Annotated in this window: 17 protein-coding genes; 4 read left to right on the top strand and 13 right to left on the bottom strand. The window is 74.0% G+C overall.

Annotated elements, in window-relative coordinates; all coding sequences use genetic code 11:
• Nucleotides 1-116 precede the first annotated feature (116 nt).
• From amrb99_RS31495 to amrb99_RS31525, 8 genes are all read right to left on the bottom strand, one after another.
• The gene (locus amrb99_RS31495) at nt 117-1,451 is read right to left on the bottom strand and encodes a glycosyltransferase family 4 protein (protein ID WP_190862931.1); all 1,335 of its coding nucleotides are present in this window, start codon (nt 1,449-1,451) and stop codon (nt 117-119) included.
• Nucleotides 1,448-2,272 carry a glycosyltransferase gene (locus amrb99_RS31500; protein ID WP_190862933.1) on the bottom strand — a complete coding sequence of 275 codons (825 nt, stop codon included), beginning with the start codon at nt 2,270-2,272 and terminating at the stop codon, nt 1,448-1,450. The genes amrb99_RS31495 and amrb99_RS31500 overlap by 4 nt, the downstream gene beginning before the upstream one ends.
• 13 nt (nt 2,273-2,285) lie before the next feature.
• The gene (locus amrb99_RS52645; protein ID WP_264159724.1) at nt 2,286-2,417 is read right to left on the bottom strand and encodes a hypothetical protein; all 132 of its coding nucleotides are present in this window, start codon (nt 2,415-2,417) and stop codon (nt 2,286-2,288) included.
• Nucleotides 2,417-4,120, bottom strand: a complete 1,704-nt coding sequence (locus amrb99_RS31505) for a hypothetical protein (RefSeq protein ID WP_190862935.1) — start codon at nt 4,118-4,120, stop codon at nt 2,417-2,419. Before amrb99_RS31505 ends, amrb99_RS52645 begins: the two co-directional genes overlap by 1 nt.
• A 24-nt stretch (nt 4,121-4,144) precedes the next feature.
• Complete coding sequence (locus amrb99_RS31510; RefSeq protein ID WP_190862938.1) at nt 4,145-6,298, bottom strand: acyl-CoA dehydrogenase; 2,154 nt, start codon at nt 6,296-6,298, stop codon at nt 4,145-4,147.
• Between the two features lie 65 nt (nt 6,299-6,363).
• Complete coding sequence (locus tag amrb99_RS31515; RefSeq protein WP_190862941.1) at nt 6,364-7,947, bottom strand: hypothetical protein; 1,584 nt, start codon at nt 7,945-7,947, stop codon at nt 6,364-6,366.
• Between the two features lie 74 nt (nt 7,948-8,021).
• On the bottom strand, nt 8,022-8,852 hold the full coding sequence (locus amrb99_RS31520; protein ID WP_190862943.1) for an EI24 domain-containing protein: 831 nt from the start codon (nt 8,850-8,852) through the stop codon (nt 8,022-8,024).
• Nucleotides 8,853-9,044: 192 nt separating this feature from the next.
• Nucleotides 9,045-9,914, bottom strand: a complete 870-nt coding sequence (locus amrb99_RS31525) for an SDR family NAD(P)-dependent oxidoreductase (RefSeq protein WP_190862945.1) — start codon at nt 9,912-9,914, stop codon at nt 9,045-9,047.
• Nucleotides 9,915-10,058: 144 nt separating this feature from the next.
• Here amrb99_RS31525 and amrb99_RS31530 point away from each other — a divergent pair, with 144 nt between their 5' ends.
• Together amrb99_RS31530 and amrb99_RS31535 are read left to right on the top strand one after the other, a co-directional pair.
• Nucleotides 10,059-10,934, top strand: a complete 876-nt coding sequence (locus amrb99_RS31530) for a TIGR03619 family F420-dependent LLM class oxidoreductase (RefSeq protein WP_190862947.1) — start codon at nt 10,059-10,061, stop codon at nt 10,932-10,934.
• A gap of 31 nt (nt 10,935-10,965) precedes the next feature.
• A complete protein-coding gene (locus amrb99_RS31535; protein ID WP_190862949.1) occupies nt 10,966-11,409 on the top strand; it encodes a nuclear transport factor 2 family protein in 444 nt (147 codons plus the stop codon).
• 2 nt (nt 11,410-11,411) lie between these two features.
• Here the strand turns inward: amrb99_RS31535 and amrb99_RS53380 are convergent, their stop codons facing one another.
• Nucleotides 11,412-12,434: a hypothetical protein gene (locus amrb99_RS53380; RefSeq protein WP_190862951.1), complete on the bottom strand. Its 1,023-nt coding sequence runs from the start codon at nt 12,432-12,434 to the stop codon at nt 11,412-11,414.
• A gap of 232 nt (nt 12,435-12,666) precedes the next feature.
• Here amrb99_RS53380 and amrb99_RS31545 point away from each other — a divergent pair, with 232 nt between their 5' ends.
• Nucleotides 12,667-12,876, top strand: coding sequence for a hypothetical protein (locus amrb99_RS31545; protein ID WP_190862954.1), 210 nt, complete (start codon nt 12,667-12,669; stop codon nt 12,874-12,876).
• A 12-nt stretch (nt 12,877-12,888) separates the two neighbouring features.
• Nucleotides 12,889-14,109, top strand: a complete 1,221-nt coding sequence (locus amrb99_RS31550) for an FxsB family cyclophane-forming radical SAM/SPASM peptide maturase (RefSeq protein WP_190862955.1) — start codon at nt 12,889-12,891, stop codon at nt 14,107-14,109.
• Between the two features lie 33 nt (nt 14,110-14,142).
• Here the strand turns inward: amrb99_RS31550 and fxsT are convergent, their stop codons facing one another.
• From fxsT to amrb99_RS31570, 4 genes are all read right to left on the bottom strand, one after another.
• The gene (gene fxsT, locus amrb99_RS31555; protein WP_190862958.1) at nt 14,143-18,291 is read right to left on the bottom strand and encodes an FxSxx-COOH system tetratricopeptide repeat protein; all 4,149 of its coding nucleotides are present in this window, start codon (nt 18,289-18,291) and stop codon (nt 14,143-14,145) included.
• Nucleotides 18,288-19,307, bottom strand: a complete 1,020-nt coding sequence (locus amrb99_RS31560) for an AAA family ATPase (protein WP_190862960.1) — start codon at nt 19,305-19,307, stop codon at nt 18,288-18,290. Before amrb99_RS31560 ends, fxsT begins: the two co-directional genes overlap by 4 nt.
• A gap of 17 nt (nt 19,308-19,324) precedes the next feature.
• Nucleotides 19,325-20,797, bottom strand: a complete 1,473-nt coding sequence (locus amrb99_RS31565) for a hypothetical protein (protein ID WP_190862961.1) — start codon at nt 20,795-20,797, stop codon at nt 19,325-19,327.
• Nucleotides 20,798-20,989: 192 nt separating this feature from the next.
• Nucleotides 20,990-22,456, bottom strand: coding sequence for an MFS transporter (locus amrb99_RS31570; protein ID WP_190862963.1), 1,467 nt, complete (start codon nt 22,454-22,456; stop codon nt 20,990-20,992).
• Nucleotides 22,457-22,783: the final 327 nt, after the last annotated feature.

The raw sequence follows: 22,783 nt of genomic DNA on the forward strand, positions 1-22,783 counted from the left end.
GCGCGGGCCGGGGGCGGGCGGGCGCGGCGCGCCGGCGCGCGGCGGGCTCGCCTCTCCCACTGCCATGCTCGCCCTTTCTCCTCCGCCCTTCGCCGCTCGGCCCCGCCCGGCCGGCCCTACTCCAGGTCGCCGCGGGCGGCCTCGCCGGTGGAGCGCGGCCGACCGAGCAGCCGCTCGACGGCGGTCGCCTCGCGGACCTCGCGGACCTCGCCGGATCCGGCGAGCAGCTCGTCCCGCACCGGGCCCTCCACCACGCGCAGGTGCACGTCACCGTACCGGTGCACGACCTGTGCCCGGTCATCGGCGGTGGACGACGTTCCGGCCCGCACGGCCGCCTCGACCAGCTCGCGCATCCGGTCGGCGGTCCGCGCCCAGTCGAACTCGGCCGCCCAGGCCCGGCAGCGCGCGGCGACCTCCTCGCGGCGGCCCGGCTCGGCGAGCTCCTTGAGCGCCCGTTCCACCACCTCGGCGGGCACGTCGTCCGGTCCGATGAGCCAGCCGGTGACGCGGTCGCGGACGGCGTCGCGCAGCCCGTCCACGTCGAAGGCGACGGACGGGACGCCGAGCGCGGCGGCCTCGATGACGCTGAGCCCCCAGCCCTCGCCCTGCGAGGTGCTCAGGTGCAGGTCGGCGGTGGCGACGAGAGCGGCCTTGACGTGCTCGGTCACGTAGCCGTGGGCGACCGCGACGCCCTGCAGGCCGCGCTCGGCGATCCCGGCGGCGAGCGCGTCCGCCTCCGGACCCGTGCCGATGATGTGCAGGCGGAGCCCGGGGTGCCGGTCGGCGAGGCCGCGGGCCAGGTCGAGGAGCAGGCCGAGCCGCTTGTGCGGGACGAGCCGCGTCACGCACGCCAGCTGCGGATGCCCGGTGGCCACGGCGCCGTGGACGTCCGGCGGCGCGTCGCAGCCGTTCGGCACCACGTACACCGGGCCCGTCCAGGCCAGGCGCTCCCGCACCGCGCGCAGCGTGGACGGCGACACGACCACGTACGCGTGCCTCCGGTACGCCCAGCGGCTCACGGGCCCTTCGAGTATCCGCCCGATCCACGCCATCCACGGCGGGAAGTGGACGCCGAACTGGGCGTCGTGCACGTGGTGGATCACGCAGAACACCGGGACGCGGCGCGGCAGCGCCCACGGCGTGAAGAAAGGGATGCCGTTCTGGCAGTCGATCACGGCGTCGAAGCGGCCGCCGCGCCTGAACCGCCGCCGCAGCAGCCACAGCAGGACGAGCGGGTACACGGTGAACCGGCCGCCGAGCCGGACGAAGTCGACGCCGTCGACCCGGTCGCGGCGCGGCTGCCCCGGTGCCCGGGACGTCACGTAGTGGACGCGGGCGCCGCGCTCCGCCGTCCGGCGGGCGATCTCCCAGGCGTACCGCTCGGCGCCGCCGGCGGCCGGGTGCCAGGGATCGCGCCAGTTGACGACCGCCAGCCGCAAGGGTCCGTTCATCCTTGTCCGGCGCTCGACGCCGACGGCAGGCCCCGGTCCGGCAGGGCGGGCAGCGGGCCGAGGACGGCCTCGGGCGCCGGCGCCGGGGCGGGGATCAGCGGGCCCGCGACGCGCGCGCGGATCCGGGCGAGGTCGATGAGGCACTGCAGCGAATGCCGGCGCACCGAGAACGTCGAGCCGGGGCGGTCGCGCCAGACGACCGGGATGGCGGTGACCGGCGCGCCGCGCCGCACGCAGTGCGCGAGCAGCTCGACGTCGAAGGAGAACCCGGTGGTGCGCAGGTCGCGCGCCGCGGCGCGGCCGAGCGGCCCGGCGAAGAACTTGAACCCGCACTGGGTGTCCTGGATGCCGCCGACCAGGTCGCGGACGATCCGGTTGAAGGTGATCGCGCCGAGCCGGCGGACCGGCAGCGCGTACCCCTCGACGACGGACGCCGCGTGCCGCCGCGACCCGACCACGACGGTGCGGCCCTCGCGCAGCAGGGCGAGCGCGTCGTCCAGCGCGGCGAGGTCGGTGGCCATGTCGGCGTCCATGAACCCGATGTAGGGGGCGCGGGTGGCGAGCAGGCCGGTGCGGACCGCGGCGCCCTTGCCGGGCCGGTCGCAGGTCAGCAGCCGCACCGGGACGGGCCCCCGCCAGGATCGGACGATCTCCGCCGTCCCGTCCGTGCTGGCGTTGTCGACCACGATCACCTCGGCGCGCGCCGGCAGCGCGGCGAGCCTGTCGCTCAGCAGGTCCAGCCCGGCGGGGAGCCGGCCGGCCTCGTTGCGGGCCGGCACGACGACCTCGAGCAGGGCGGGACCGGGACGCCGGTTCCCCATCAGGTCACGCTGGTCAGGGGGCGCCGTAGTTGTACATCGGCTTGATGACCGGGTCCTTCTGCGAGGAGTTCGCGAGCTGCACGACGCCGAACGAGGCTCCGGCGGCGAGGAGGACGCCGACGAGTGCGGCGATGGCGATGCGCATCAGGGGGCCCTTCGACTGTGGTGAGGGAGGCGGTCGGGGCTGCGGCTACGGATACTCCCGAGTAACGGAAGCCCCAGAGTAGTGCCTGAGGCCAGGAATGACCAGAAAACCACCACACTCGCCGCTATCCAGGCAATGATCACCGGCGCCGCCGGAACGCGGTCCTCGTGGCCCGCCGCGGCCCCGTCGATCCGGTAAACGGCCAGGTCAGGACCCGTCACCACGGAGACGGCCCCGGTGGGCCGGTAGCGGCCGGCCTCCGAGTCGACGACGACGTACCGGACGCCTTGGTCACGCAGCGTGGCCGCGTCGGGGCGCGCGGCGGCCGGGGCGAGCGCGATCGCCCGCGGGTCCTCGGCGGCGATGGTCGTCCGGCCGACGATCAGCGCGTCGTTCACCACGACCCGGCGGTGCAGGTAGCGGGGCAGCGGATCGAGGACGCGCCGCCCGTGGTTCCAGGAGTAGCCGCGGTAGAGCGCCCACGGCAGCACGAGCACGTCCCCGGGCGCGGAGTCGGCGGCGATGATCCCCCGGGCGCGCGCCCAGTCGTCCGGGTATCGGACGGCGCGCAGGTCGCCCGCCGCGCCCCACGCCAGCGTCGGCAGCAGCAGGACCGGAGCCGCGACGGCGCCCACCGCCACCATCGCGTACCGCGCGCCGATCGCCCGGTCGGCGGCGACGCCGAGCCCCACGGCGACCACGACGGCCAGCGGCGCCACGTATTGCTGTCCGTCGCGCAGCACCGCGAAGCCGGACCACAGCCCGACCGCGCCGCGGAGCACCGGCGCCGCCACCGCCCCGAGCGCCGCCACGACGAACCCCGCCGCCGCCGCGACCGCCGCGCCCCGCCGCCACTCCGGCTCCCGGCACCAGCGCCAGTACGCGAAGAGGGAGCCGAGCACCACGGCCAGCCAGAACCCGGCCAGGACCGGCGTCCCGTAGCCGCGCGGCACCGTCTCGCCGTTCCAGATGCCGCCGAGCGTCAGGAGGCTGCCGAGCACACCGAAGGGGGTGTCGGCCCGCGCCGCGAAGACGTCGACGGCCGTCCCGTTCCCCGGCACGCCCGCCGGGCGCAGCACGGCCGGCACCAGCCACGGCAGGCTCAGGGCGGCCACGACCCCGGCCACCCGCACCGCGCCCCGCAGCCGCGCCGACACCAGCGCGACGACCAGCGCCGCCAGCCCCGACACGGTCAGCGCGGCGAACCCGCCGATCGCGGCGGGCACCAGCGCGCGGGCGAGACGCCGCGTCCCGCCCTTCCCGGTCGTCCGGGCCGCGGACGCGACCACCCACGGCAGCGCCGCGTACCCGAGCAGCAGCGCCCACTGGCCGAGCAGCAGCCGCTCGGCGACGAACGGGTTCCAGGCGTAGCAGACCCCGGCCGCCAGGCGCGGCAGCAGCCGCGGCGTCGGCACCAGCGACGCCGCCGACATGCACGCCATCACGAAGATCGCGAGCAGGATCAGCTTCTGCACGGCGTCGGCGGGGACCACCGTCGCCAGCGCCGTCACGAACGCGTCGCTCGGCACCTGCCGCGGGACCGTCCCCGTCAGCCCGAACGTCATCGGCGTGAACGCCGGATCCGGCGTGAACACCATGTCGTACGACAGCACGAACCCGGGCGCGAGCCCCGGCCCGAGCGCCGCGAGCCCGAGCCCCAGCCCGGTCAGCGCGGCCACGAGCCGCCGCCGTCTCTCCCCCATCGCGCTCTCTTTATACGGGCACGGTCAAGTCGCCCGCCGCGCGGCGGGCTCGGGGTCGCGGGGGAGGCCGAGGATGCGCTCGCCGATCACGTTGAGGTTGACCTCGGTGGTGCCGCCGCCGATCGACATCGCGCGGGACGCCAGCAAGTAGCGGGTCCAGCGCGGGCGCAGGCCGTCCTTCCAGCCGCCGGTCAGCGCGCCCTCCTCGCCGAGGAGCGTGAACCCGAACTCGGTCACCTGCTGCCCGTGCTCCATCGCGACCAGCTTCCGGACGTTCGCCGTCGCGCCCGGGTCGGTGCCCGACAGCTGCTTGAGCGTCGCGCGCAGGCCGAGCAGGTTGAACGCGTGCTCGTCGCAGGCGAGCCGGCCGATGCCGTCGCGGACGACCGGGTCGCCGTCCAGGCCCAGCTCGGCGGCGAGGGCGAGCAGCTTCGGGACGTCCCCGCCGAGCTGGAACGAGCTGGTCAGCCCGACGCGCTCGTTGGCGAGGGTGTTGCGGGCGACCCGCCAGCCCTCGTTGACGGGGCCGACGACCCGGTCGTCCGGGACGAACACGCCGTCCAGGAACACCTCGTTGAACACCGCGTCGCCGGTGCACTCGCGCAGCGGCCGGACGTCGATGCCCTCGCCCGCCATGTCCACGATGAAGTAGGTGATGCCGTCGTGCTTGGGCCGGTCCGGGTCGGTGCGGGCGACGCAGACGCCCCACTGCGCGTCCCGGGCCAGGGACGTCCAGATCTTCTGCCCGCTGATCCGCCAGCCGCCCTCGACCCGCTCCGCGCGGGTCCGCAGCCCGGCGAGGTCGGAGCCCGCGCCCGGCTCGGAGAACAGCTGGCACCAGATGATCTCGCCGCGCAGCGTCGGCGGCAGGAACCGCTCCTGCTGCTCCGGCGTGCCGTACTGGACCAGCGACGGGACGACCCACGCGGCGATCATCAGCGGGACCGGCCGGACCTTCGCCGCCTTCAGCTCCTGCTGGATGACGATCTGCTCCAGCGGCCCGGCGTCGCGCCCCCACGGCTTCGGCAGGTGCGGCGTCACCCAGCCGCCCTCCGCCATCGCGGCGCGCTGCGCGAGCGGTTCCATCGCGGCCATCTCGGCGACGCGCCCGCGGATCTCCTCGCGCAGCGGCGCCGCGTCCTCGCCCAGCTCGATGCCCATCGGGCGGCGGACGCCCTCGACCGCCAGCGCCGCGACGTCCGCACGGTGGCCGCTCGCCCTCCCGAGGAGCGCGCGCAGGGTGAGGGCGCGCCGGTAGTAGAGGTGCGCGTCGTGCTCGTAGGTGTAACCGATCCCGCCGTGGATCTGGATGTTGCCCTCGGCGCACAGGACGGCCGCGTCGGCGGCGAGCGCCCCCGCCACCCCGACCGCGTAGGCGCGCTGCTCGGGGGCGTCGCCGAACGACCGCGCCGCGTCCCAGACCGCCGCCCGCGCGCGCTCCACCGCGATGAGCATCCGCGAGCACTTGTGCTTGACGCCCTGGAACTGGCCGATCGGACGCCCGAACTGCTCGCGGAGCTTGGCGTAGGAGACGGCGTCGTCGAGCGCGCGTCCGGCGACGCCGCACGCCTCGGCGCCCAGCAGGACGACCGCGAGGGCGCGGGCGTCGGGCGCGTCGAGGAAGCGGTCGTCCGGGACGTCCAGGCCGTCGGCCGTCACCGCGCCGACCGGGCGGGTGACGTCGAGCGACTCCAGGTCGCCGACCGCGACCTCGTCGCGTCCGGCGACCACCCAGCGGTCTCCGGCGGGCAGCAGGAACACGTCGGCGAGCGGTGCGCCCAGGACCGGCCGCACCGTCCCGGACACCGTGCCGCCGTCGACGGCCAGGCCGCCGGAGAGGCCGACCGCCGCCTTGCGCGAGCCGTCCGCGAGGCCGGCGAGCAGGTCGCCGCCCGCCCCGGCGGCGTGCAGGATCGCCGACGCCAGGACGGTCGGGGTGTACGCGCCGGGCGCGAGGGCCCGGCCGAGCTCCTCCAGCGCGACGGCCTGCTCCAGCAGGCCGAAGCCCTGGCCGCCCGCGTCCTCGGGCAGGTGCAGGCCGAGTAGCCCCTGCGCCGCGAGCGCGGGCCAGAACCCGGCGTCGGCCTCGCGCGCCGCCTCCGGCGGGACGTTCCGCTCGGCGAACCCGCGCACCGACGCCGCCAGCGCCTCGTGCTCCTCCGTCAACCCGATCGCCATGACCGCACCTCTCCGTCGGGGATCGGAGCCAGCCTATTAGAACGGCATTCGGTACTTAAGAGGGGTCAGGCCGCGACCTTCAGCTGGCCGAGGAACTCGTTGAGGTCCGGCCACATCTTCCGGTGCGTGTTCGGCAGCGACGCGAACACCGCCGCCGGCGTCCGGTGCCCCGTGTCGATGACCGCGGTCGCCACGATCTCGCCGGTCGCCCGCACCCCGGCCCGCTTGTAGGTCAGGTACGAGGCGATCAGCCAGCCCTTGTGCCCGTCCACGTTCAGCGCCTGCGACGCCAGCGGCGCCGACTTGTGCGGGAACGCGTAGTACTGCGACTCGTAGCCCTGCTCCGCGAGCGCGGTCGTCTTCTTGACGCTCCCCGGCCCCTTGTAGGCGCCCAGCAGCGTCGGCGGCAGCGCGCCCGTGAGCAGCTGGCCGTACCAGAGCCGCTGCCCGTGCCGCTCGGTGACCACGATCTGCTGCCCCGACCAGCCCGGCGTGCTCAGCTTGTTCTTCTTGGTCGGCAGCTGCCACGGCGGGCCGAGGCGCGGGTACGACAGCCCGGACGCCGCGTCCGTCAGCCGGCCGAGGACCTTGGTCGGCTTGCCCGGGAACCGCTTCAGCGGCCGGTCGGCGGGGACCGTCACCTGCGGCTCCTCGGGCTGCGCGCCGGTGCCCGCCCCTCCCGTCTTGACGGCCGGGTCCGCCGGCGGATCGTCGGTCTTGTGCGTCATGTAGTAGACGCCGCCGGCCGCGAGGAGCGCGACCACCAGCAGGCCCACGCCGCCGATCAGCACCAGCCGGGACCGGCCGCCGCCCTCGTCGAACACGTCGCCGGACGTCCCGGGCGAACCGCCGAGCTTGGCGTCCGCGGCCGCCTCGTCGGCCATCCAGTCCGGCATCTGCCAGTTGCCGCTGCTCGGCTTGCCGGCCTTCGCCGGGCCCGCCAGCCCGACCTGCACCGCGGGCGTCTCGTCCTCGGACGCCGCGCCGGGCCCGTCCTCGAACAGCGAGCCCTCCCAGCCGGGCGGCTCCTGCCCCTCCGCCGGGACGGGCGCGACGCGCACGTCCTCGGCGTCGGGCAGCGCGCCGCTCCCGTACACGGCCCCGGCTTCGCGCTCGCGCTCCGGCTCGGCGGCCGGCTCCGCCCATGCGGCGGGCTCCCCGGCCTCCGGCCGTCCCCAGGGTCCGGGCCGGTCCGCGTGGGCCGGCTCCTCCCAGGCGGTGGGGCCCTGCCGGCCCGCGGCCTCCTGCTCGTACGCGCCCTTCTGCTCGAACGCGGTCTCCTGCTCGAACGCGCCCTTCTGCTCGAACGCGGCCTCCTGCTCGGACATGGTCTCCTGCTCGGACGCGGCCTTCCGCGCGGACGCGGGCTCGTGCCCGGGCGCGGCCTCCTGCTCGGCGCCGGTCTCGGGCGCTCCCGGGGCGGCCGAGCTCTCGACCTTGCCCCAGATGTCGTGCGGCCGCTCCTCGCCGGCGTCGGAGAAATCCGTACGGCCGTGCGGTGCGGGCATGAAGACCTCCGGCACCTTGGGCTCGGAGGAGACCACCTGCGGGCCGGTCGCGCGCCCCGCGTCGGGCGCCGGCGGCCGGCCGGCCGCGTCGCTCTCGCTCATGTCGGTCCAGCGCACACCGCGCTCCCCCTGATCGGACATGCGGAACACGGTACGCGAAGATCATTCATTTCGTTCGGCAGGTCATCACGCTGAGGACACATCTTCCTATCGCCTCAGGTCGGGGTCGCGACGCCGGTACGGCCGCCCGTGATCCCCGGGCCGTCCGCGAGCCGCTCCCTGGCCAGCAGCGTCGCGCCCGCCACGGCGCCCGGCATCGCGAACACCGCGCCCAGCGGTATGAGGAAGACCACGAACGTCGCCGCGCCGAACCCGACGGACAGCGACCGGTTCGCCTTGAGCCGCGCGAACCGCTCCTTGCGCAGCAGCCCGCGGCGCTCCAGCGCGATCGACGTCAGCTCCCCCGCCAGGTAGTACCCGGACACCAGGGCCGCGATCACCGGCACCACCGTCTGCCCCACCACCGGCAGGAACCCGGCCGCGAAGAACACCACCGCGAAGAGCACGGCGACGAGCCCGAGCGCCAGCGCGTCCTTGACGGCCCGCCCGATCTGCACCATCAGCGGGACGTCCGGGTCCGGCGGCGCGCCGCCCTGCGACTCCTCGACCCGCACCGCGATCGCCTCGTAGAAGGGGTCGCCGACCAGCAGCGTGACCGCCGTGAACGTGAGCACGGCGAGGAACACCGCCGCGCCGTAGATCGCGATGCCGGCGACGACGCGCGTGGCCGCCCGCGCCGCGTCCGACCAGCCGTCCGCGAACGGGGTCACCCAGCCCGCCAGGTCGCCCAGGTAGAACGCCAGCGCCACCAGCGCCGCCGCGTAGGCGGCCAGCACGATCAGCGCCGGGATCAGGCCGAACAGCCACTGCGCGGGGTGGCGCGCCGTCCAGCCGATGCCGCGCAGCAGGTAGCCGACCCCGGTGAACAGGTCCTTGACCGCCGACGGCCTGGCCTCGCCCTCCCCCGAGGCGGGCCGGCCCGGCATGCCGGGCGGACCCGGCGGGGCGGGCGGCTGCGGGCGACCGGGGATCGGCGCCGGCGCTCCGGGCGGCTGCGCTCCCGGCTGCGGGTTCCACGGAGCGGGCTGATTCGGGGGGTGGCTCACACGCTCAGAGCCTAGGGCCTTCCTACAGAGCGCCCAAGCGGACGGGCGAAGCGCGCCCCGGCCGGTGCCGCCTCAGCGCACCGGCAGCCCGACGAGACGGGCCGACTGGTCCCACACCGCGCGGCGGAGCACCTCGTCCTTGAGCGGGCCCGCCTCCGGGATCAGCCCCGCGCCCGGCGTCGAGCTGTAGAAGCCGCCGGTGCGCCCCTCGAACTCCTCGTCCAGCGCGAGCCGCAGCGCCATCCGCGCGCCCTGCGCCGGCGTCCGCATCACGGGCGTGTGCGACAGCAGACCGCCGATCCGCGCGCTGCCCGGCAGGTCGCGGGCGAGCCCCGTCGCGACGAACCCCGGGCACATCGCGTTCACCGTCACGCCGGTGCCATCGAGCCGCCGAGCCAGCTCCTGCGCGAACAGGATGTTCATCAGCTTCGACCGCCCGTACACCCGCAGGGACCCGGCCGCCCGGTAGGTGCCCGGCTCCGCCATCCGCGCGGGCTCCAGCCGGCCGGCGAACCGGTGCGCCTCGGACGCGACGACCACGATCCGCGACGGCGCGCCCTTCTTCAGCGGACCGAGCAGCAGGTTCGTCAGCAGGAACGGGCCCAGGTGGTTCGTGGCGACCATCCGGTCGAACCCGTCGGCGCTCTCCTTCGCCCGCATCAGGTGCACGCCCGCGTTGTCGACCAGCACGTGCAGCCGGTCGAACCGCTCCTCCAGCGACGCCGCGACCCGCCGCACGTCCTGCTGCGCGGACAGGTCGGCGAGGAACGTCTCGATCCGCGCGCCCGGCACGTCCCGCGTCAGCTCGTCCACCGTCGCCTTCGCCCGCATCTCGCTGCGGGCCACGATCCCGACGAGGAACCCGGCGCGCGCCAGCCCGCGAGCGATCTCCTTACCGATCCCGGAGGTGCCCCCGGTCACGATCGCGATCTTGTCCCTCATCCCCCCACCGAACCACCGCGCCGAACGCGCGAGCAAGGGGTGGATGTGATTTCTTGCACAAGCCGTGATGCGCGGCCGCGGGCGGCCCCGGCCACCGGGACGACCCCTGGCCTCGAACTGAAACCGGTTCTACTATCGGTCGCCATGAGGTTCACCTACGCCGAGGCGATGACCGACCCGTCGTTCTACCTGCCGCTGGCCCGCGCCGCCGAGGCGGCCGGCTACACGAGCATGTCGGTCGCCGACTCGCTCGCCTACCCGCGCGAGTCCGACTCGACCTACCCCTACACCGCCGACGGGAACCGCGAGTTCCTCGAGGACAAGGCGTTCATCGAGACGTTCACGCTGATCGCGGCCATGGGCGCGGTGACGAGCACCCTCCGGTTCACCCCGTTCGTCCTCAAGCTGCCCGTCCGGCCGCCGGTGCTCGTCGCCAAGCAGGCCACCTCGATCGCCTGCCTCACCGGCGGGCGCCTCGGCCTCGGCGTCGGCGTCAGCCCGTGGCGCGAGGACTTCCAGGTCATGGGCGTGCCGTGGGAGCGGCGCGGGAAGCGGATGGACGAGGCCATCGACATCGTCCGCGGCCTCGCCGGCGGCGACTACTTCGAGTTCCACGGCGAGTTCTTCGACATCCCCGCGATCAAGCTGTGCCCGGCGCCGGCCGAGCCGATCCCGATCCTGGTCGGCGGGCACAGCGAGCCCGCGCTGCGGCGCGCCGCCGTCCGCGGCGACGGCTGGATGCACGGCGGCGGCCCCGACGACCTCGACGAGCTGCTCGCCCGGCTGCACCGGATCCGCGAGGCCGAGGGCAAGGCCGGCGAGCCCTTCGAGGTGCACGTCATCTCCCCCGACGCCTACACCCCCGACGGCGTGAAGCGGCTGGAGGACAAGGGCGTCACCGACGTGATCGTCGGCTTCCGGATGCCCTACGCCAAGGGCCCCGACACCCAGCCGCTGGACAAGAAGATCGCGAACCTGGAGCGGTTCGCCGAGACCGTGATCGCGAAGGTGACCGGCTGACCATAAAACGAGAACACGTTACAGTTCGGTCATGGACGCCCTCATCTGGCACGCCCCCGACGCCGACCACCCCGCCCGCCGGGCCGCCCGCGCCTCCATGACCGCCGTCGGCGCCGGGCGCCGGGAGGAGTGGCTGGCCCTGTTCGCCCCCGGCGCCCTCGTCGAGGACCCCGTCGGCCCGTCCTTCCTCGACCCCTCCGGCGAGGGCCACCGCGGCGCCGACGGCATCGCCGCCTTCTGGGACTCGTTCATCGCCACCATCAGCGGGTTCCGCTTCGAGATCAAGGACTCGTTCGCCAACGGCCCCTGCTGCGCCAACGTCGCCACCATCACCACCACCATGGGCGACGGCTCCACCATGACCATCGACTGCGTCCTCATCTACACCGTCGACGAGTCCGGCCTCATCACCTCCCTGCGCGCCCACTGGGAACCGGACCGCGCCATGGCCACCGTCACCAGGCCCTCGGCCTGAGATCAGCCGTCGCCCGGCGGCAGCAGCAGCCGGGCGGTGGTCTGCTCCAGCCGCCGCACCGCCATCGACTCGCCCACGAACCCCCGGACGGCCTGCAGGAACTGCTGCAGGCCGCCGGGATAGTCGAGGCACGTCTGCAGGATCGCGAACAGGTCCGCCTTCGCCTCCGGCGACCGCGGGATGACGCCCGCGATGACCGGCGACAGCGCCCCGACCAGCCGCTCGCGGCCCCGCTCGTTCCGCATCTGCGGGATGCCGAGCAGGTCGTCCACCATCTGGAAGAGCACCGGCACCGGAACCTCCGCGGGCGGCGCGAAGCCCCCGCCGTCATCGATCCGGTCGTCCTCCCCCGGGCCGTCCTCGCGCACCGCGACCGATCCGCCGCGCGGCGCCGGAGCGCCGCCCGCCGCCGGGCCGGGCCGCATCCCCGGCACCATGATCCAGGCCTCGCCCTCGGTCTCCTTCACCTCCACCTCGACCCGGTAGTAGTCGTCCGGATCGACGAGCCCCCGGCCGTGGCGCACCACGTCCTCGTACACCCGCCGCGACACGATCACCGCGATCGCCGTCTCCGCCGCGGCCACCGCCTCCTTCAGCGGCGCGGCGTCCAGCAGCCGGAACGTGTGCGTCAGCTCCGTCCCCACCACACCGCGCTCGTCCGCCCGCGCCTCCCCCACGTTGACGGCCACCCGCAGCCGCATCTGCGCCGCCTCGCTCGCCGCACGGTTGTGGTGCCGCACCTCCGCGCGCAGCCGGTCCACCACGGTCGTCAGCAGCCGCTCCGCCCCGACCTCCGCCGGAAGGACGACCATCACCCCGTCGCCGCGGTCCTCGTGGTAGCAGTCGTCCAGCCGCACCCCGGCGCCGTCCGCCAGGCTCCGGTCGAGCCCCTCGTACATCGACCTCCGCACCCGCACCCGCACCGGATCGTCCCGCTCGGCCGAACTGAACCCGGCGATGTCGCACACCAGGAACGAGGACAACCCCCCGGGCCGCCACCCACCCGTCCGCGCCGCGTCGCCCACGCGCCCTCCCTTCCACCCCCTCAGCGTCCTCGACCGCCCTCGCGACCGGCAAGACCACCGGGAAAATCACCGGCGCGTCTTGCCCCGATCACCGCCTTGCGGGGGCGCCCCGCTCTATGATCGTCTCGTCCCGGAGGTGCCGTCCGCCTGAGCCGCGGGCTTAGGCTGGTGCCTTTGGGCCCACAGAGGAAGCGACGCCTTTCCGATTTCGCGGGACACGAGGGGGACGGCCGTGCCGGGTACTCATGGCAGCACATCGCAGTCCGTCGATGGCGCGATTGCCTTCGCCTGGGTCCGCCCCGACCGCGCCGCCCTCGACGCCGCCCTCGCCCGCTCCGCGGCGGCCCAGGGCACGGTCTTCGGCGAGGCCGTCCGCCGCGCCGGCACCGAGCGCCGCGAAGCCGCCCGGATCTCCGCGGGCTTCGACAACCGCCTCTTGTGACGATCGCCTCACATGTGCGCGGCGGTGTCCCCCGAATGGCCGTCCAACGGCCTCGACGTCGCGCGGCTGATCGGCGAAGGATGGCGGCCCGTCCCGTTCTCCGAGGTCGTCCTCAAGATCCACGGTCGCTGCAACCTGGCGTGTGACTACTGCTACGTCTACGAGGGCGCGGACCAGACGTGGCGGTCCCGCCCGCGCGTCATGGCCCCGGACGTCATCGCGAAGACGGCGGCACGGCTGGGCGAGCACGTCCGGAAGCACGCCCTGACGGACGTGTCGGTCGTCCTGCACGGCGGCGAGCCGCTGCTCGCGGGGAGGACGGCGATCGCCTCGGCCGTGGACCGGTTCCGCGCGGCGCTGCCCGCGTCCTGCGACCTCGAAGTGACCATGCAGACGAACGGCGTACTGCTCACCGACGAGATGCTGGCCATGCTCGACGACAACGACGTGGGCGTGGCCGTCAGCCTCGACGGCGACCGCGAGGGGCACGACCGGCACCGGCGCCGCGCCGACGGGCGGGGAAGCCACGCCGACGTCATGCGCGGGCTGAACCGGCTCGCCGCCTCGCACCGGCGGCTCTACCGGGGGCTGCTCTGCACGGTCGACCTCGACAACGACCCGATCCGGACCTACGAGGCCCTTCTCGAGACACGGCCGCCGCGCATCGACTTCCTCCTTCCGCACGGGACCTGGAGCACCCCGCCGCCGCGCCGTCCCGCCGACGGCCAGGGCACCCCCTACGCGGACTGGCTCGTCCCGATCTTCGACCGCTGGTACCACGCGCCGCACAAGGAGACGGGCGTCCGGCTGTTCGAGGAGATCCTCAACCTGCTGCTCGGCGGGCAGAGCCGCAGCGAGAACATCGGCCTGTCCCCGGTCGCGATGGTCGTCGTCGACACCGACGGGACGTTGCAGCAGGTCGACACGTTGAAGGCCGCGTACGCCGGTGCGCCGGAGACGGGTCTCACGGTGTTCGGGAACAGTTTCGACGACGCGCTGACGCACCCCGGCGTCGTCGCCCGCCAGATCGGCGTCGCCGCCCTGTCCCAGACGTGCAGGACGTGCGCGGTGCGCGACATCTGCGGCGGCGGCGCCTACGCGCACCGGTACCGGGAGGGCGAGGGCTACCTGAACCCGTCGGTGTACTGCCCCGACCTGATGGCGCTGATCAGCCACATCGGGCGCACGGTCCAGCACGACCTGGCCCTCGCGACGGCCGCGCCCGGCCGCTGACCGGGCGGGCTCGCGGCAGGGCTCGCGGGGCGCTCACAGCGCGGTGGGTTCGATGTCGCATTCGAGGGGTTCGCCCCGCTCCGCCGCCCACACATCGGGATGATCCGCGCCCAGCACCTGCCTCAGCGCGGCCAGCGCAGGACCGGTGGCGTCGCCCTCCGCGCCCATGGCGGCGCGGGCGCGCGCCAGGTTCAACTCGACGGCGAGCGAGTAGGGGTGCCGCTCGCCGAGGCAGCCGATCATCTTCTCCTGGACGCCGGACAGCAGCCGGGCCGCGGCCTCCAACTCACCGAGCAGGTAGTAGTCGTTGGCCAGGCCGACCGTGGCGCAGAACGCGTAGTAGTGGTTCGGGCCGAGGACCCCCGCCTCGAGATCCGCCAGAGCCGCCTGGTCCGTCTCCTGAGCCGCGTACACCTCCGCCAGCCGCCGCAGCACGACGCCGCGGTCGATCGCGCAGACCTGGACGAAGGGATGCCCGTCCCCCATCACCCGGCGGTAGCCGTCCAGCGCCCGGTCGATGAGCGGCAGCGCCTCCTCCGGACGCCCGATCGCGCAGGTGGCGAGCGCCAGGCAGACCCGGCTCGCGAGCGTGTTCGGATGCTCCTCGCCGAACCGCCGGACGTGGGCGGCGAACGTCTCGGTGGCCAGCCGGTGCGCCTCCACCGACCGCCCGAGCTTCCGCAGCGTCCCCGCGTGGCTCATCTTCGCCTGCAGGACGTGCGCGTGGCCCGGTGCGAGGACGGGCCGCAGATTGGCCAGGCTCTCCGCCTGGATCCGGTACGCCTCGCCGTACCTTCCCAGCGCGTGCAGGTCGCGCGCGAGGTTGTGGGTGGCGCGGAACCGCTGCCGGTAGGCCTGGCCCTCGCCGCTCCAGACCTCCCGGTCGATCTCGTGCGCCCGCTGGAACTCGCCCAGGATCCGCAGGTCGATGGCGAGGTTGCTGGCCGCGAGCCGGGTGTCGGTGTCGGCGTCCCCGTGGATCCGGCGCAGGCGCCGCCAGGCGTCCAGGTCGATCTCGTGCGCCCTGCGGAACTCGCCGAGGAACCGCAGGTCCGCGCCGAAGCCGTTCGCGGCGAACAGGGTCTGGAGGTTGTCGGCGCCGTACTTGCGGCGCGTCCGGGCGAGGTTGTCCTCGCTGAGGTCGGCGGCCGCCCGGTTGTCGCCGAGGCCGCGCAGGGCGTTCGCCAGGACACGGGAGATGTCCAGGACGTCGTCGTCGTCGGGCCCGTACCGGTCGCGCCACCGGTGCAGCGCGATCTCCGCCAGCCGCCGGCTCCCCTCGTACTCCCCCGACTGGTAGAGGAACTTGGCCTGGTCGATGCCCACGTAGCGGATCCCGGGATCGTCCGCCTCGAAGACCCCGGAGGGGACGACGTGCGGGGTGATCTCGGAGCGGATCTCCCAGGTGGACTCCTCCTCCGGCTTCGCGCCGGGCGTCGCCGCGGCGAGGATCGCGTGCACCTGCGCCCGGACGCGGCGGCGGCCGTCGTCGCCGAGGCGATCGTCGAGGATCGCGCGGACGAGCCGGTGGACCTGGAGGCTGCCCGCCTCCTCGTCGAAGCGGGCGAGGGAGAAGCGGGAGATGTCGCGCATCGCGCCGCGCAGCCGGGCCTCGTCGGCGAGCAGCGCGGTCAACTCGGCGGGCAGCTCCGCCGAGCGCCCGGCGGTCAGCAGCCCGCAGGGCACCGGTTCCGGGTCGAAGACGGCCCACAGCTCCAGCAGCAGGCCCGCGACGGGGTTCTCCTCGCGGAGGAGGTCGAGGTTGAGGCTCACGCCCGCCGCCAGCGGCCCGGGGAGCTCCTCGGACCCGCCGTTCCCGTTGAACTCGGTCAGGCGGCGGTCGAACAGCCGGAGGTACTCCTCGACGGTGCCTCCGGTGACGGCCTGCCACGCGGCCGCCTGGCCGACCGCGAGCGGGAGGTCCCCGACGCGTTCCGACAGCAGGTCGGCCTCGGCCTCCGACAGCTCCGGCACCAGGCGGCGGAGCAGCGCGATGCTCTCGCTCCGCTCGAAGACGCCGACGTCGACGACCGACGCGTGCCGTTCCCAGCCGCGGTCGCGGGACGTCACCAGGACGTGCCGTCCGGGCCCCAGCCCTTTCCCGCCCCCGTCGACCGAGAGCGGGGTCAGCCGGACGACCTGGTCCGGATCCTGCGCGTTGTCGTAGATGAGCAGCCAGCGGCCATAGGGGCGGCCGTCGCGGAGCGCGCGCAGGACGCCGTCCACGGTGTCCTTGATGTCGTCGCTCATCGGCATGCCGAGCTGGCGGGCCAGCACGGCGAGGGCCGCGCGCGCCGAGGTCGTCTGCTCGGCCGGGATCCACCAGACCAGGTCGTAGTCGTCCGCGTGGCGGTAGGCGTACTCGACCGCGAGGTTGGACTTCCCCTCCCCGCCCATGCCGAACTCCGACTCCGGCAGGAGCGCCGCCATCCCGTCCTGCAGCGCCGCCCGGACCGCGGTGAGGAGCCGGTCCCGTCCGGTGAAGTCGGGGTTGCGGGCGGGCAGGCCGCTGCGGACCGCGGGCGCGGGCGCGGGGCCCTCCGGCCCCGCGCCCGCGGCCGGAAGCCCGTCCGCCGCCTCGTCGCCCGCCCCGCCCCCGGTGCCGCCCGCACCGGCCACCGCACCGGTCGCCAGCTGCCGCGCCACCTCCCGGTACTGGCCGCCGAGGCCGGCCAGCGCCTGCGCCGCCACCTGCGCGAACGGCAGGTCGGGCGGGAGCCGCACCTCGCCGCGGCCCACCGCCGCGAGCAGCGCCGGGAAGTCCAGCGACGAGCCGATGCGCTCGCGGACGACGTCCCACACGGCGCGCAGCACCTGCTGGACCTCGCGCCTGCGCATCCCCTGCAGCAGGATCTCCCGGACGCCGTCGTGGAACTCGTAGGCGATCTCCTCCTCGCCGCCGTCCGCCGGGCGGCCGACCATCCGCAGCAGCCCGCTGAGGAAGACCTCGGCGAGGACGGAGGACGAGGAGGACGGGAGCATCGCCTGCTGGACGAGGCGCATGACGGGCAGCCGCAGCGGCGCGGCCGCCAGGTAGGTGGCGAGCTTGAACGCCGCCGGCGACGACGACGCCCGGAACTGCTTGACGCGCGTCTCCGCCGACATCGGCTCGCCGTCGGGCGGCGGCGCGTCGGCCACGGGCCGGCCGGTGAACAGCGCGGCGCCCATGATGTCCCGGCCGCCGTGCGCGACCATGTTCGCCCACGAGCGCAGCCAGCGCTCGTTCAGCTCGACCACCGGGACCGGGACGCCGAGCGGGCGGCCGTCCGAGGGCTGGAGCGGCGCACGCGTCACGGTGAGCCGCTCGTTGGGCAGGGCGGGTCCGGACGCTCCGAACCGCACCGGCTCGATGGCCGCCGGGGTCCGCCACCACAACCGCTGCGGCAGCGGCTGCGCGATCGCGACGGTGCCCGTCCGGCCCCAGCGGCCGAGCAGCGCGGCCGCGCGGCCGTCCCGCCACGCCGCGCCGATACAGTCGCTGACGACCAGGATGACGCGCCGGTGGCTCGGGTCGACGAGTTCGTCGGGGTCGCGGTCGGCGCTGACCCCGAACGCCGACCCGGTGCGCAGCGACAGCCGCTCGCCGCCCGTGTCCAGGTACCAGGTGCGCAGGTCGCGGAACGCGCCGAGCTGCTGCAGCAGCGCCCGCAGTTCCTCGATCGTCTGCCGCCACACCACCATGGACGGCCCGACGTCCGCGACGAGGGCCAGGTCGTGCCTGCGGTCCCGCGCCGGGACCATGACGGGCTCGCACACGCCGGTCTCGGCGATCCGCTGCGCGGTCGCGGTCTCGTCGAGGATCTCGCGGGTCAGCGACGGGACGGTCGCGCGCAGCGGGCGCAGCGCCCGCGCCAGCGGCAGCGTCCGGGAGATGGCCGGCACCGCGGGCATGCGGACGGGGAACGACGCCGCCGGAACCTCCTGCCCCGCCATGTACAGGCCCGCCTCCGCGGGGCGCGGCGGCGGTGGCTCCGGCGGGGACGGCGTGGACGGCTCGCTCGGACGCCGCGACGGCGGCGGACCGGCGGTGCCGCCGTCCGGCCCGGCGGCACCGGCCGGGACGTGGTGGGCCGGGCCCTCGTGCGTCCGGAACCAGGCGGCGAGCCAGAGCGCGTCGGCGATCTCCTCCGCCGTCGGCGGCGGGTCGAGCGCCCGCAGCGCCTCGACGAGCCGGCCGATCATCCCGCGCCGGGCATCTCGATCGGGCGGAGCACCGCGTCGAGGATCTCGTCCAGCCTGCCGTCCGGCGGCCGGCTGCCGGACGTCGCCAGGTAGACGGCGTTCAGCAGCTGGTCGGTGGCGAGGGCGCCGTCGGCGCGGCGCGCGAGGAACCGCTCGATGAGCTCCTCGCTCTCCGCCCGGGCGTCCGCGCCGAGATGCGCCTCGATGATCTCCGCGAGCCGGTCCCGGCCGGGCGGCTCGATCACCAGCCGGACGCAGCGGCGCAGGAACGCGGGCGGGAACTCCCGTTCCCCGTTGCTCGTGATGATCACGATCGGGAAGCTCGCGCACTGCACCTCGCCGTGCTCGATCGGCACGCGCGGGCCGCCGTCCTCGGTCATCACGTGGATCCGGGCCTGCTCCTCGGGCAGCCGCTGCAGCTCGGGGATGGGGAACCGGCCCTCCTCGAACACGTTGAGCAGGTCGTTCGGCAGGTCGATGTTGCTCTTGTCGAGCTCGTCGATGAGCAGGACGCGGGGGGCGTCGCCGGGCAGCAGCGCGGTGCCGAGCGGACCGAGGCGGATGTACCGGCCGATGTCGGGCGGATCGGCCGTGTCGGTGCGTCCGCCCACGCCGCGCAGGCTCGCCTCGTGCAGGCGGCCGATCGCGTCGTAGTGGTACAGCCCGGACTCCAGCGTGGTGTTGCTGGTGATCGACCAGTACAGGACCGAGCCGAGACCGAGCTCGTACGCGACGTTGTAGGCCAGGGTCGACTTCCCCGACCCGGGCTTGCCCGTCACCAACAGGGGGCGCCGCAGCAGCACCGCCGCGTTCACCTTGTCGATCACCGACTCGTCGGGCCGGTACGAGATGGCCTGCTGCTCCCGCCGCCCACGCCCCCGGACCGCGTCCTCCGGGCTGAACCGGCGCCACGGCGGGGGCGGCGGCAACCGGCGCGCGCGATCGTGCGGCAGGCCGTCGCCGCGGTAGATGCGCCAGTCCCCGAGCGGGTCGCTGGATTCCGGTCCTGTCGTCATGGCGGGGCCTTCCGGTGCTATGCGGGGGGTCGGAGCCGGACGTACGGCTCGGGAATGCGGTCGGCGTCGTCGAACACCAGCGTCAGGTGGAGGCCGAGATGGCCCGTTCCCGCCTCCTCGGCTCCGGCGGACAGCGCCTGGCGGCGCAGCTCCATCGCCCGCCGGGGCAGCTTCATCAGGTCGGCGGCCAGCAGGTCCTTGACCTCGCGGGCGAACCGGGCCGGGTCGCGGCCGTCCCGGCACCAGGCGATCACCGGGGTCCCGGACAGCAGCCCGACCCAGTGCTCGTCCGGCTCGTCGCTCGCCGCCCACGGCGGGAACGCCAGCGCGAGGACGGCCGGGGACTCCGACAGCTTGGAGAACAGCTCCTCCTGGTCGTACTCGCCGCGCCGGGTGACCAGGCAGACGGGCGTGTCGACCGAGTTGCCGCGCAGCACCGTCCACTTGCGCCGCCAGTCGTGGTGGACGGCGGCCAGCCGCATCCGGTCGAGGCTGCGCACGACCACCGGGTACTTGATCCCGATGCGGTGCTCGAACCCCGCGATCTTGATCTTGGAGTCCTCGACCGGGTGGCCGAGCAGCGGGCGCGGCAGCACGAACTCGACGGTGAGGTCGGGCGTGGGCCGGCCGACCACCGAGCTCTCCGCCGTCAGCAGCCGCTCCAGCAGCTCGGGGATCCGGCTGAGCGGCAGCGCCTCGTCGCTGCACTGCAGGGTGCTGCCGGGTTCGCGGTCCACCTGCAGCCACGCCGTGACGAGGTAGCGGTCCGGCTCCAGCGCGTCCGGCGTGCACGCGATGATCAGGTAGGTCTCGGACGGCTCGGCCCGCGCCCGCGTCTCGACCTCGGCGTTCTGCCGCTGGAACAGCGCGTCGTCCACGCCCTGGAACACCGCCTGCCGGCGCACCCAGTCGCGGATGGCGGGCGCCGTCGGCTGGGCGGCGTACCGGGCCAGGTCGTCGGCGAAGATCAGCAGCGGCGGCACCCCGTCGCGGCCCGCCGGGATCTCCTCGAGCAGGGCGACGACGTCGTGGAGGCTGCGCATCTCCCGGTCCAGCAGCGGCCACGCGGGCCCGACGGCCCGCCGGTACAGCATGGGGAACCGGCTGAGATGGGTCAGCCCCGGGTCGAACTGCTCCAGCGAGGTGATCAGCTGGTGCAGCTCCCGCCGCGCGTCCTGGCCGAGCCACGGTTCCGGGATCAGCTCGCGGACGAGGTCGCGCAGCGCCGCAACGGAAAGGCTGCCCTTGTAGAACCGCTCCAGGTTCCGCACCAGCGCGTGCGCCGCGCCCGGGTAGTTGAGCAGGACGTCGACCAGCGCCCACACGTCGAGCCGGTCCTGGTCGTGGTGCTCGAAGGGGAGCCGGTGCCCGAGATCGCGCTCCAGGGCCGCCAGAAGCACCTCACGCCCCCGCCGGACCCTCATCCCGTCGATGCGCAGGATCGCCTCGACGAGCCGATGCTGATCATCGACGTTCAGCGACGTGATCAAACGCTCCGCCTCCGACCGAAGGGTGCCGAAAAGAACGCCCGCCGTTTCCGATGCCGGAAGCCTACCTCCGCCGCGCCCATCGGATGGATGCCGTTCCGGCAACTCTGAAGCGGCCGGAACAGGCCGTCCGCAATGCGTCACCCAGCACAATCCGAACGGCCCGGAGGTGATGTCCGCCCGGCGGGCTCGCCGCTAACCGTCCTCGCCCGCCGGCACCGCCGCGCCGTGCACGGGCAGCGCCGTTCCGGCCGCCGCACGCCCGCCCCACCTCGCGCGCTGCCTCCGCCACCGGAAATCCGGCCTCGGAAGCGACCATACGGCGACCAGGGCGAGAAAGAACAGGAGCGTCACGAGGGTGGGCTCCCCGGCCGGATTCGGCCTGCGCACCAGGCATAAGACGGCGGCGACGATGCCCAGGAACGTTCCGGCCACGAGAAAGGCCGTCGGACGGGGGCCGAAGAACTTGATCACATAACCGCTGGCGGAGGCCCCGAGCGTCACGGCGCCCGTCGTCAGGAACTGGAGGACCCCCTCCACCCGGCCCAGGACGTCTTTCGGAATGGCCTTGCTCTGGTGCACCGCCAGGGCGACGTTGATGTAGGCCCCCATGAAACTGCAGGCCCCCCAGGCGCACATTCCGATCACCGGATCGCCCGCCATCGCCACGATCACCACGAACGGCAGCCAGGCCGCCACACACCACTTGACCGTCGCCTGCGGCCGGAAGCGCCGCACGATTCCGGGCGCGGTCATGGCCCCCAGGAAACCGCTGACCCCCGACGTCGCGAGAAGCGTGCCGATGAGCGACCCGGAGAGGTGATTCCGCTCGGCCTCGACGACGAGCAGCAGAATGATGATCTGGAAGCCGATGTTCGCGACCGCGCACGCGACGATCGACGAGCAGAGGAAGCGGTCGCGGCTTATCCAGCCGAATCCTTCCTTGAAATAGGGGGTCATCTTCCGCATCGGCCCCCTGAGGCCCGAGCCCCGTGTTGGTTCAAAGGACTGGAGATGCTTCGTCCGCAGAAAGCGAAGGGAAACAACGGAGACGAAGGACGTCAATGCGTCGAGCACATAGGGAAACGCATGGCCCAAGGAGAAGAGCAGTCCGCCGACCGGCCGCCCGAGGACCAGGGCCAGATGGTGCCGGGCCTCGCTTTTGCCCATCGCGTTCTCGGCTTCGCCGTCCGGCACCACGTGCCGGACGGCCGCCATCTCCGCTATCCGGAAGAAGACCGCGCAGGAGCCGTCCACCACCGCGGCCACGACGAGGAACGGCCAGGGTTCGGGGACGGTGAAGAGGCCGACGAACAGCACGATGGAGTTCAGCACCCGGATCAGCTGGCTGCGCAGCATGATCCGGCGCCGGTCGCAGCGATCGGCGATCAGCCCGGCGGGCAGGTGCAGGAACAGTCCGGGCAGGGTGCTCGCGGCCGCGACCCAGCCGGCGACGATCGGCGAGTCCGTCAGCGCGAGCGCCAGCAGAGGATTGGCCGCGGCCGCCCCGAGCGTGCCGAGTTGCGAGAACGCCGATCCGCCCATCAGCAAGGTGAAATCGCGGCGCCACACCCGGTCCTGCGCTTCTGCGGACTCCCCGGTCCGTGAGTCCTCGGCCCCGCCGCCGCCCCGCACGTCCGGTTCGGGTGGGGCGGTGCTCACCTCTGACTCTCCTTGCTCCGACCGTGGTCACCGTCCGAGCGCTCCGCAGCTCCGACGTCTTATCATATTGCCCAGCAGGATTACGAGCTAAAGTCAAAGCTGAGCATAAAATTTCGCCAGGACTCGCCAAAGAAACCCGGTTCATCCGCTTTCCCGGCAACCGGATTCAGTCGCGCACGGATCCTAGCAGCAGACATATGCGTCCCCGTAGAGGGGAGCGGTCGCCAAGAAGCGGACAATAGATCAGCGAATACGCCATGGGCGCCATACTTCTATTTCGCCACTAAACCGGACGAACAGGAGCTTGGACTTCAAAATCCAGCGTTC

The sequence above is a fragment of the Actinomadura sp. RB99 genome, assembly GCF_014706005.1.
In the GTDB taxonomy this organism is placed as follows: Bacteria; Actinomycetota; Actinomycetes; order Streptosporangiales; family Streptosporangiaceae; genus Spirillospora.